Annotated in this window: 9 protein-coding genes; 5 read left to right on the top strand and 4 right to left on the bottom strand. The window is 47.7% G+C overall.

Features of this window, described 5'->3' with window-relative positions; translation table 11 throughout:
* Positions 1–498 precede the first annotated feature (498 nt).
* Positions 499–1,539, top strand: a complete 1,041-nt coding sequence (gene ltaE / locus IFO68_RS01370; protein ID WP_192013982.1) for a low-specificity L-threonine aldolase — start codon at positions 499–501, stop codon at positions 1,537–1,539.
* Positions 1,540–1,688: 149 nt separating this feature from the next.
* On the opposite strand, the gene nhaD is transcribed toward ltaE, so the two are convergent.
* The gene (nhaD, locus tag IFO68_RS01375) at positions 1,689–3,131 is read right to left on the bottom strand and encodes a sodium:proton antiporter NhaD (protein WP_192013984.1); all 1,443 of its coding nucleotides are present in this window, start codon (positions 3,129–3,131) and stop codon (positions 1,689–1,691) included.
* A 182-nt stretch (positions 3,132–3,313) separates the two neighbouring features.
* Positions 3,314–4,627, bottom strand: coding sequence for an endonuclease (locus IFO68_RS01380; protein ID WP_192013985.1), 1,314 nt, complete (start codon positions 4,625–4,627; stop codon positions 3,314–3,316).
* A gap of 423 nt (positions 4,628–5,050) precedes the next feature.
* On the opposite strand from IFO68_RS01380, the gene IFO68_RS01385 reads away from it, so the two are divergent.
* Positions 5,051–6,283, top strand: coding sequence for a D-alanyl-D-alanine carboxypeptidase family protein (locus tag IFO68_RS01385; protein WP_192013986.1), 1,233 nt, complete (start codon positions 5,051–5,053; stop codon positions 6,281–6,283).
* Between the two features lie 19 nt (positions 6,284–6,302).
* Here the strand turns inward: IFO68_RS01385 and IFO68_RS01390 are convergent, their stop codons facing one another.
* Entirely contained in the window at positions 6,303–8,000 is a 1,698-nt protein-coding gene (locus IFO68_RS01390; RefSeq protein ID WP_192013987.1) for an SgrR family transcriptional regulator, read from the bottom strand.
* Between the two features lie 277 nt (positions 8,001–8,277).
* Positions 8,278–8,952 (bottom strand): hypothetical protein, encoded by a 675-nt coding sequence (locus IFO68_RS01395; RefSeq protein WP_192013988.1) that lies wholly within the window; start codon positions 8,950–8,952, stop codon positions 8,278–8,280.
* Positions 8,953–9,261: 309 nt separating this feature from the next.
* On the opposite strand from IFO68_RS01395, the gene IFO68_RS01400 reads away from it, so the two are divergent.
* The 3 genes from IFO68_RS01400 to IFO68_RS01410 all read left to right on the top strand — a co-directional run bounded on the left by IFO68_RS01400 (position 9,262) and on the right by IFO68_RS01410 (position 11,998).
* The gene (locus IFO68_RS01400) at positions 9,262–10,116 is read left to right on the top strand and encodes a lipase family protein (RefSeq protein ID WP_192013989.1); all 855 of its coding nucleotides are present in this window, start codon (positions 9,262–9,264) and stop codon (positions 10,114–10,116) included.
* Between the two features lie 101 nt (positions 10,117–10,217).
* Positions 10,218–10,733, top strand: a complete 516-nt coding sequence (locus IFO68_RS01405; protein ID WP_192013990.1) for a hypothetical protein — start codon at positions 10,218–10,220, stop codon at positions 10,731–10,733.
* 266 nt (positions 10,734–10,999) lie between these two features.
* On the top strand, positions 11,000–11,998 hold the full coding sequence (locus IFO68_RS01410; RefSeq protein ID WP_192013991.1) for a sphingomyelin phosphodiesterase: 999 nt from the start codon (positions 11,000–11,002) through the stop codon (positions 11,996–11,998).
* The last annotated feature ends 146 nt before the right edge of the window (positions 11,999–12,144 follow it).

Genomic DNA, 12,144 nt, shown 5'->3' on the forward strand with positions numbered 1-12,144 from the left:
CAAATCAGTTCTAACCTAAACTTAGGAAAAGTAATACTTTTTTCTTATACAGCCAGAAAAGGATCAATCATTATAATCACGATAATCGGCTGAATCTGCCATTCGTTTTAAGTCATCATCTGCTCACTCAATACTTTGTCATCAGGCATCAGTTACTTATTCAAAATCATTATCAGCGGTACATCCGCCATCTTATTGTTGTACACGTTTCGATGATCGACTGTCATCGTTTCTTCATATGAGTGAAGCTTGCCTTTCATAAAACAGCTGTCTCAATGTTTGGACTAATTGGTGATGTGTTGAATAATGGTAATATCCAATATGGTTATGCCGTGAATAGATAAGCGACTGAATCAGTACACCCATAACTGCCAGGTACCTGACTTTGAACAAAATCAGGAAAATGACACGCACAGCAGATTCCTGTTTCTTTCCCATGCTATAGTCATTTCTCTGGAAAAATCGCTTTCTGAGCGCACAATTAATGGAAGAAAATAAATGACCGAGAGCCTTTCCAACCCATCTGAACAATACCTTGATTTTCGTTCTGATACCGTCACCCGTCCTTCAGCAGCGATGCGTCAGGCAATGGCCAATGCTGCCGTTGGTGATGATGTTTACGGGGATGATCCGACAGTCAATGAACTGGAACTCTGGGCTGCAGAGCGACATGGTTTTGAAGCCGCCCTTTTTTGCAGCTCCGGCACCCAGGCTAACTTACTGGGATTGATGGCTCACTGCGAACGCGGGGATGAATACCTGTGCGGACAGCAGGCGCACAACTACAAGTTTGAAGGCGGCGGTGCAGCGGTGCTGGGCTCAATTCAGCCGCAACCGGTCGAGAACCTGCCAGACGGAACACTGCCTTTTGATAAGCTGGCTGCTGCGATCAAGCCGGACGACAACCACTTCGCACGTACCAGGCTGCTCAGTCTGGAAAATACGATTAACGGCAAGGTGCTTCCGCTGTCCTATCTGGCTGAAGCCAGATCTTTTGTGGATCAACACGGCCTCTCGCTGCACTTGGATGGTGCCCGGGTTTACAACGCTGTGGCAGCGCTGGATGTTGATATCACCGAAATAGTCAAATACTTCGATTCGTTCACGATTTGCCTGTCGAAAGGACTGGGCGCACCTGTAGGTTCGCTGTTACTTGGCAATAAAGAGTTCATCAAAAAAGCCAGACGCTGGCGCAAAGTGCTGGGTGGCGGCATGCGCCAGGCAGGTATTCTGGCCGCAGCGGGTAAAATCGCACTTCAGGAAAATGCGGCCCGCCTGAAAGAAGACCATGACAATGCCCGTTATTTAGCGGAGCAGTTGAACACTGTGAAAGGATTCAGCACTAAGCCAGAATGGGTACAAACCAATATTCTGTTCGCTAAAGTGGACGATGGCATTAATCAGACGCAATTACTTTCAACACTGAAAGAAAAAGGGATTCTCCTGAGTAAGGGAAATCCAATGCGTTTGGTTACCCATTTAGATGTCAGCCGTGATGATATTGATCGCTTGATTGCAGAGCTTAAATCCGCATTGTAAACCTCTGCCTGCCACCGCATTGTTGTTGGGGGGCAGGCACAATATCTTCAATCAGGTCGTCGCCGTATCGGTTATTGACCTGTCACCGACGTATGATCGGAATCGAGATTTTCACCCGAGTGCCCTATCGTTCTCAGTACCCTGTTGGCCTAACCAAACTCAGCTGTATTGAGTATCAGATGCACCACAATACTCAATACATACCCCAGTGCAATAACCGGTGCCCATTTGAGATGACCAAAGAAGGTGTACTTACCGTGAGCTGCGCCCATCAGGGCAACACCGGCGGCAGAACCAATCGACAGCAAACTGCCACCAACGCCAGCGGTTAACGTTACCAGCAACCAGTTGCCAATCGACATATCCGGGTTCATTGTCAGCACTGCAAACATGACCGGAATATTATCAATCACAGCAGAAAGGACACCAACAATAATGTTGGCCCACATTGGATCCCATTGTGTATACATAAGGTGCGAGGCCACACTCAGATATCCCAGCAGGCTCAGACCCCCGACACACATCACCACGCCATAGAAAAACAACAGGGTATCCCACTCCGCCATTGATACCCGTCTGAATACATCAAAGGGTACCACTGAGCCAAGACGCTCCAACGCAGCATTATCGTTATTGGCCATGGCTATTGCCCGCTTTTTCTCCAGTGAACGCGGCAAGGTTTTTTGCAGATAGAAACCAAACAAAGAAAGATAAGCCAGCCCCATCATCATCCCCATTACCGGCGGGAAGTGCAGATAAGCATGAAAGCCAACCGCCGTCAGTATCGTCAGCAAGAACAGAATCACGATACGCCGCGCACCTCGTTTCAATTCCACATACTCGCTGATCGTTTCAGGTTTGGTGCGGGGAACAAAGAAAGACATAATGAGTGCAGGGACCAGATAATTCACCAGCGAAGGAACAAATAGCTCAAAAAACTGGGTGAACCGAACCAGACCAGCCTGCCAGACCATCAGGGTTGTGATATCACCAAACGGACTGAACGCACCGCCGGCATTGGCAGCCACGACAATATTGATACAGGCAAGATTGATAAAACGGGTATTCTCCCCGCCCACTTTCATCACCACGGCACACATCAGTAACGCTGTGGTCAGGTTGTCGGCAACCGGAGAGATAAAAAATGCCAGAAACCCCGTCAGCCAGAACAGCGCTCTAAAGTTAAACCCTTTACTGACCATCCAGCTTTGTAGGGCATCAAACAAGCGTCGCTCTTCCATGGCGCTGATGTACGTCATTGCCACCAGCAAAAACAGCATCAGTTCAGCGTATTCCAGTAAGTTATGCTCAAGCGCCATCTGTGCTGTCTCAATCGCGCCCTGCTCTTTATAAGCAAAACCAATCATGATCCAGATAACACCTGCCGCCAGCAGCATAGGTTTTGACTTGCGAAGCTGCAGATACTCTTCCGCCATTACCAACCCATAAGCCACAACAAATATCAGAATGGCGATATAGCCAATAGCTGTCCGGGTCAAATCCAAGCTCATACCATCGGCACTGGCACTGGCTAAAAAGGGGCATCCAAGCAAGATCAGAAAAAGAACAAAGTAAGACACTTTTTTACGCATTCTCTACTCCATGAGACAACACACTCAACAAACAATACACTGTTGCATTGTTTATATTGTGGTTCAGCACAGCAATAATGCGATGAAATGACTCAAAAATTTGTGGTGCTTCACTTTCGCAGAGACAACCGGTCAATGAGAAAAAAGAAAGGGACCCAAACGGGTCCCTGACTGAGAGGTGCTTACTGGCCCCATATTTCTGTCACAAATTCCGGATAATCGACAAACGGGTTGCGGTTGCCCTGGAATTTGTAAGCGTCTTCGTTGCGTTCTAATTCTTTCTGGCTGACCGGATCTTCCTGATGCCATTGCAGTAACATTGTCAGAAACCACTCTTCAAACACCTGATCATGAGTTCCGTTCAACACTGCGTCGCCGTATGTGTTATTCGATTCCCAGCCGGAAATCACGTTTTGATAGCGGGTGGCCATATAAAAATAAGCCCGGGCAATGTCACCTTTAAAGGCATCTACAGGCTCAAACACTGTCCCCGAATAACTCAGGCCTGATGCAGTCGATCCCAACTTTGAACCATTATCAGAAATGTAAGTCGCACTGCCAACTTCACCGTAGGGATAACTGCTTCGTCTGCCATTCACATAACCATCTGTCGGGAACACATGATGCACATCGGTATTCATCGGTGCGACGGCCCCGCCGAACCAGCTCCGAGGGAAAGAATGCTCGCGGTTGTAACAATCGCCTTCACCACTGTAGGAGCCACATTGATCGTTGCCTGGAGTAAAGGTATAGCTATCGGTTCCCGAGGAATTTTCTGAATAAATGTCCAGAATGGAACCGTCATTTTCATAGCTTTCATCCAGTTCATACTCGCTATAAAACGTCCACAGATCGCTATAGCTCTGAGCACTGTGATCCTTGATGATATTGTACAATGCTGTTTTCAGTGTATATCCGGTCAATCCTTCAGCCGTTTGGTAGTAACTCGACAAATCACTCAGTCCGCCACCTGAGCCTGTTCCTCCTGAACTGCCGCCTTCGCTGCCGGTGGGTTCAAACCGATCCACATAAACGACTTCAGAGCCATCAAAGCCCGGCTGATCATAGAAACGTAGCCCTACCTCAATACTGGTGGTACTCCCAGCTGTATAGCTATACCTGAGCTGCTGCCACTGACCGGTAGTGGCAGGAGTGGAATATTCCAGATAACCATCAACATACAAGCGTGCGGCCACCCCTCCCTCAGTGTGGTAAATCCAGACACTGAACTCATAAGTTTCGCCATCAATCACACTGACAGTCTGACGAAAATCCGTTGAACTTTGCGTTCCAGTATTAACAGTTATTGCCGCAGCACTGCTCCCTGAGTAAACCTGACTACTGGTTACATCTACACTGATCCCTGAATCAATGGTTGTCCAATGTTCCGGACTCCCATTACTCCAGCTTTCAAAGTCGCCGTTACTGACCTGAGCGACTGCCACGCCCTGCACTCCGAATGTTAAAAGTCCCAGCAGAGTTAATGCTCGTTTCATGTAAATTCCCGCGATATTTGTTAACTAAGTGTTAAGAGTTCAAAGTTGCACACAAATCTCGATTTATGAACAAAATTATGAATGAGCTATCACCTTTTTGATAACTACATCAAATTAACAACATAATATGAAACAAACATGAAGAGGTTCGTTGACAGCGTCATTGGCAAACAATACAGCCAGGCGGTAAAAAATATCCTCACGAACAGAGTTTTTACTAAGCTGGAAGTAGTACCAATCAGAAACTGTGTATGGTCAGATTTTTCATGAAGAATAGCAGCCAGTGATAAAGCGAAAACTAACCTAACTCGTGACAATAAATACAAAAACTCCATCTCAATCACGGGTTGTCGGACCGGAAAATAAGCAGACCTGTATTCTGGTTGGTATCACTCGGCGTCATCTGAATAGGGGCACTGGACTATGATAAAAACACTGTTTAGACCCGCGTTGTTATGCTTTACAACCGGCCTGTACCTTTCTTTGATTCCCCCTGTATCAGCAGAGGATCCGCTGATACCCAGCCCTCCTGAGATAGCCGCCGACGCTTGGGTTCTGATGAGCTATCAGTCAGGGCAAGTGATCGCAGGCAGTAATGAGCACAAAGCGCATGCCCCCGCCAGCCTGGTCAAAATTATGACAAGTTATGTGGTCGGAACTGAGCTGAAAGCCGGTCATATTCACGATGACGACAAAGTGGTGATCAGCGAAAATGCCTGGAGTCAAAAATTTCCGGGTTCTTCGGTTATGTTTATCAAAGTGGGCGATGAAGTCTCCGTTGATGACCTCAATCATGGCGTAATCATTTCTTCCGGTAACGATGCCACTGTTGCTCTTGCCGAGCATGTTGCCGGGCATACTTCAGCATTTATCGAAATGATGAACCGCCAGGCTGAAAACCTAGGCATGAATAATACCTATTTTGCCAACCCGCATGGTTTAGACAATGATCAGCAAGCGACAACGGCTTATGATATGGCGCTGCTGACGCGAGCCTTTATTCGTGACCTGCCTGAAATGTATGAACTGTTCAAAATCAAATCATTCACTTTCAACAACATTAAACAAGGCAACCGTAATCCACTTCTCTGGGACACCAGCCTTAATGCCGATGGCGTGAAAACAGGATATACCAAAGATGCAGGCTATAGCCTGGTTTCATCCGCTTCCCAAGGGGATTTCAGGCTGATAGCCGTGGTACTGGGAACAGAAAACGTCAATGCCCGCCGTAACGAAAGCAAAAAATTACTAACCTGGGGCTTTCGTTTTTATCAGGATCTCAAACCTGATTTTGACAATAACACACTGAAAAAAGCCAAAGTCTGGTATGGCTCTCCGTCAAATGTTCAGGTTGAAGTGGGCGATGGCGGCGTTCTTACCGTACCGCGCCGTCAGCGGAAAAGTCTGGAGCACAAGGTATTCTACAACTCCAATCTGGAAGCCCCTGTTACCAAAGGCCAGCAGGTTGGCAAAGTCGAATGGTATCTCGACAAGCATTTACTGACAGTTCAACCGATTCTTGCGGCGGAAACTTCAGAAAAAGCGCCGTGGTACAAATCCATGATAGATACCGTCTGGCGGCCTATTGGGCGCTGGTTCAGTGATCAGGATTGGGATCCGAGAACAGATAAAGCAATCGCCGAAACCACGCAATAAACAGCATACGCTACCGGGTCTACTCCAGACCCGGTTTCAGCCAGACGGATTTAAAATCAAACCATCCCATAGAATTGGGTTCCATACCTTGTACCGGACCGGCGCTGTACACCCCTAACCAGGCATGAAATAAAGGGATCACTTGTCCTGATTTGACCAGATTCGCACCTATGTCATGACTGGGGCACGTACGGCCGCTCTCTGAACGCCATGCCATAACACGCTGATTCAGTGAATCAAATTCATTTTCAGGCATAGCCCGTGAAATATGGTCGAAACTGTAAAACCAGGTCAGAAGAGCATCATCTCTGTGATTACTCAGGCTCATACCATTTAGCCAGATATCGATCTTATCCGCGTACTTCCCCATCAATACGTCTGTGTTGCTCAGCTCCATCACTTTGAGTCTCAGTCCATCTTCAGCCAGAACACTGTCGATCGCCCGGGCAAGCTCATGGTAAACCGGATGATGTTGCGGGAACGCCAGCGTCACCATGCGTTTAGCAGGCAGAGCAGCTTTTATCGGTAGCGGATTAAGATCTGTCCAGCCAGGTAACAATCCAAAGGCATTGATCAGACGGATATCGCCTATCTCTGCCGGGTTCATCCTCGACAGCAATTGCATTGGCCCAAGCCGGCTCTGAAAATACGCCTGCCACTCAGGATCGCTGGCAAGCCCATTGACTCTGTTTAGCAACAGATAGCTGCATCCTTCATCCAGGGTTAACTGATCGTTCACGTCCTTAATCTGCTCAACAACCCTATCCGTTCCGGGTTGCAAATAGCAGGCGGTGACACCGGTTAAAATCCAGATCTCGACCACATCTATCAGAGCCCGGAATCCAAAATAGTGATCGAACGCTTCCAGTGTCAAACGCTGTCTGTCATTTTGCGTGACTTTATAAGGCCCGGTGCCCACAGGAAACAAATCCGCCTCCTTTTCACTGTCCAGCTCGGCAGGCTGAATCACCGCCATGATGTTGGCCAGCAAATCAGGCAAACGATAATCATCATGGCTAAGACGAATATCAACGGTATTAGGGAAGGGTGAAGAAATATGGCTGAGGTGACAGAATAATTTATGTTCTTTCAGCCGCTCGAGACTCTTCACTACATCCTGGCTGTCCAGCAGACTGCCGTCGTGAAACCGAACAGCAGGACGCAGATAGAACCGCCAGTGACGAGCAGAAAAGGCCTCCCAATGATGAGCCAGATCGCCTTCGGTTTCCTCTTTTTCCTCATTAATCCGCGTCAGTCCGTTGAAAATCTGCCGAACGAGGTGCTGCTCAGAACGCCGGAGCGGACGAAGCGGATTGAGATTGGTAAACGCGCGGTAATACGGGACGCGAACGATCTGACGTCCTTTTTGCGTAGTCAGCCCAAGCTGTTCCTGTATTAACTGTGCCAGCTTGTTGGCATCGTGCCCCAGCGCTTCCAGAGCGGGTTCCAGTTTGCCATCGGCGACCAGCTTGCGGGCGTGATTGTACTGCAGCTCAGTATCCGTACTATGAAAGACTAACCGTGACTGTTTGCCACGACCGATAGCCGGTTCCCAGTCTATCCATCCCTTCTCGACCATCTTATTGATGACCATACGTACATTGCGGCGCGTACAAAACAGCACATCAGACATGTCTTGCAAGTTTGTATCGCTGTCCTGACCGGAAAAATGGCTATAAAGACGCTGGAATTGCGTTTTCAGACGCTGACCACTCATAGAAAAGGGGAACCTTTTAAATTGGGATTTTCAATTTTTTGTTTCCCTATTTTAGTCTACATTGCTGTTACATGAAACCGCAGCATTCAGCTTCTGCCCTTTATTCTTATACAGAATGAAGCACTTAGCTGGCTGGTTTCATTTTATGGCAGCCGGACAAAACGAAGACCTCCCCCAGTCTTCGGCGCCTGAGTGTTTGTCCGGTTGCCTTTTCCCTGTCCGATCAAAAAAGCGCCTTTCGGCGCTTGATGTACACGGCATTCGGTTGACCCGTTTTTCAGGACACGTCTGATGATTTGGTTTGTGATGCTTTAGTTTGTGACATCTGCTGGGATTGCAATTCTTTTAGTTGCTTTTTCAGCGCATCATTCTCATTTTGCAGCGTTTTCTGCCCGGCAAGCAATTCTGTTTGCTCTTTATTAGCCAGCTTGTTTGCTGCAGCCAGTTCCGCTTTTACCGAACGGAGTTCCTCATTCAGCGATGCCACTTTCGCCGCGCTGGCGTCAAGCTCGGTTTTCACTTTACGCTGGTTACGCTGTGCCGTTTGCTTGGCTTTCTGCGCTTTTTCACACTCTGCCGTCATAAGCGCTAACGCTTGTTCCAGCTCAGCCATTTGTTGTGAATTGTCTGCAGCAGCGCTTTCCTGACCTGTCATCGCCAACCAACCCGATAGCATATTCTCACTGGCCAACTGCATCATATCGAACGGAAACACCAGTCCTTGCTCTTTGGTTTGCTGCACTTTTTCATTCAATACCTTGTCGGCTTGTTCGAACTGCCGGATGGTATTGTCATAGCTGTCGTGTGTTGCCCAGGTAAACTGCTTCGCCGCAATCGCTTCCCATGCACGGTGAACCTGCATCCAGGTTTCAACGTGAGAAAAGTACAGGCTAGGGTCAAACACCGGTGAAGACCATTGTTGTTGCAAAGCCTTTTGTAAACCATTTTCCATCAGTCATTCTCCTAAAGTTGGCTTCAATTTAGCAATTGTCCTTGTGATTCCCTTTCGGGATATGCCCTAAACAACATGGCACACTGTGCGCACAATGCCAGATGCGCATAGTTTACCTACCCAAAATGACAGCATAAAGAACAAAAAACAAGCAGCGCTATGCTTTGATCATTGAATTAGTGAATGTTAAGAGAAACTTGAGATAAACGTTACACCAAAATGTAACTGTCATATTGTCATGAATTTGCGATGTTAACCCGCTAGCCTCAGGGGAGTCATCACACACAGAAGCACCAATTTGCCGACTGTATGAAGAAACTTAAACGCTATCAGTACGAACGCTACGCCATTTTATGCCGACAGGCTTATCCGGCTGACTTTGACCATACCCAGTATGGCTTTGACCCGGCAGGCCGGCGAGATATTACCGACAGATGGGGGCGAACCATTATCCGGGTACTCTGGGGAGAGCAGAATGAAGCCATAGTCGTGTTCAAAGGATCGCAAAACCTGTGGGACTGGCTTCTCAACTTTGCGTGTTTTCCGCAAAAGCTGCCAGGAAGACATAAGCCTTATCATGTCCACTGGGGCTATCACTCTCTTCTGGAACAGAAAAGTAAAATAGACACAAATCGGTACGCAGAGGCGTTCTCCTCCATGTCGGCTTCACAAGAAATTGATTATCTGCAAGCCGCCGATGCTGAGCATTTCCAGGATGAATCGCTCTACCAGCAGATTCGCTCAACCCTGTTACCCTTAATCAGCAACGGAAAAAGAGTGTCTTTCACTGGCCATTCCTCTGGTGGCGCCATGGCGGTACTGACAGTGGAAAGGCTGGGCAAAGAGTTTCCTGATGCTATCAAACGGGTTGTGACTTTCGGGCAACCGGCGGCCGGTTTCTGGAGCTTCAAAAAAGCCTACAGTTACCATCACTGCACCTACCGGATTTGCTGCGATCTGGACATTGTCACCTTTCTGCCAGCCATCCCTCTGATGCACTGGCATGTAGGGAAAATGCTCTGGCTGCATAACGAGAAGATCTACGACAACATCTCTACACCAGTCAGACTCTACAAATCACTGGTGAGCTGGATATTACGCCCTATTACCTACCACTATATGCACAAATACATCAGGAATAAGGACTACTTTGATAAGCACTGATTCCTGACTCACGCTGAATCAGCGGAATTGTAAAAATTTAACATACCTTCTTTTGCCTGTTTCATGTATCGTTGAGGCTGAATCCAGCAGAAATCGACGATATGCATTCTCAAATCACACAGTTGCTCGCACAAAAAAATGTCTGGATGGCCAGTCATATTACGGACGCTGAGTTTCCCACAGCACTCAGCAAACAGGGTCTCGCCCTTTACAACACCGCGCATAACGAACTGACAGCCAATTCGGTTCAAGCCTCTGATTTCGCTTCGCCTTCAGATCTGTTGAGTGTCTACCCTGTCGATTGCCACCCTCTCACTATCCGATTTTCTTTGGTTCATGCCAGCCAATGGCAAGATGAAGAGTCTGAAGCTGTCATAGAGTTTCTGACGCAAATCATGCTGGAAACCGACGGGCCGGCTCAACTGTTCGTGGGTTTCTATCAAGGTAAACCTGCAGCCTGCGGTATGCTGTTTACTAACCCGGACACCCCGAACGACACCTTAATCAGCGATATCTGTGCGCTTCCGCTGCCAAATCATGATGAACTTGTCGCTGCCATGACAAGTTGGCTCATTCAGCAAGCGTCTGATAAGTCGGAAAGTTTGTGGTTATGTTAAGCCCGTCAGTCTGTGCTTTCCTTGCCGGTACAGACTGATCCACCGCGCCATTGCTGTTTACCCTTCTACACCTGGTGCCAACCAGATTTCAGCCCAGTAATTACTGCTGGCTAAATTTCATTTTTTCGAGTTATTTCTCAAATATTCTTATTTTTCTGCTGGTTAGCGTTAACTTTCATCTTAAAGCAACAACTCCTTAACATAACTGTACCTATTATTTCATCGGGAGAATGATTCTCTTTAATTAATCAACAAGGACACTTTCGATGAAAAAAACGATAGGAACAACTTTATTATTGTTGTCATCCTTCACTCAGGCAGAATCGTTAAACGTCATGGCGTACAACACGCTGCTACTGTCTTTCGGCGATTGGGATCAGACCAATCGCGCCCAGCGGATACCCGCTGCGATTTCTGCCCTGGAGAACATTCCCGATGTGCTGATCATCAATGAAGCTTTCAACCCAGATTCCGAAGTCATGCTTAATGAACTGGCGTCGCTTTATCCATATCAAACACCGGTTGTGGGCTTAGATTGCAGCGGTCGGGGATGGGATGCATTAACAGGCGATTGTTCCAACTCTATTGTGGTTGTGCGTGGCGGCGTCTCTATTTTGTCCCGCTACCCCATTGTGAGCCAGAAAGCACATGTTTATCACGCCAGCGACAACAGCACCTGGGATTATTATTCCAACAAAGGTTTTGCCTACGTCGAAATTGACAAGAATGGTCAGCGCTTCCATCTGCTTGGTACACATCTGCAATCCAGTACTGACAACCCGGATAAAGAACACCCGGTGCGTATGGCCCAACTGACTGAAATGCAGAATTTCATTTCAGCACAAGCTATTCCGACCTCAGAGCCCGTTATTATTGCAGGCGATCTGAATGTGGAATGGAGCCGCCAGGATCAGATTGCAGACATGCTGGCAACGACACAAAGCCATCTGTTCTTTCCCGAACCGAGCACCGGCAGCTTCTCTGCCAAATACAATTGGGTCACAAAATCAGGTGCGTACAGGGACGGTTACTCACTCAACTACAACGATACTCTGGATTATGTACTCTGGCACCAACACTATCTGCAACCTACAGTACCGGCGGCGATGAAAGTGGTGAAGCTGCAAGCTGATGAACAATGGTACTGGCATTACCTGAAAGGTAAATGGCCACTGCCGGAAGGTGAATATTGGCATAATGGCTATTACAGCGATCTGTCAGATCATTACCCAGTCCAGGCTGAGTTTGTGTTTCCTGATCAATAAAAAACCTGTCTTTGAAACCCTGCCGTTGAAACTATGCTGTTGAAACCATCGCTATCGCGGCTGGCACTGGTTCAGAGGAGACATCAAAAAGGAGCACCTGAGTGCTCCTTCTGCCTGTCTGCCTGAGTTAAGTTTTGACGAGCCGA

The sequence above is a fragment of the Photobacterium arenosum genome, from assembly GCF_014841115.1.
In the GTDB taxonomy this organism is placed as follows: Bacteria; Pseudomonadota; Gammaproteobacteria; order Enterobacterales; family Vibrionaceae; genus Photobacterium; species Photobacterium arenosum.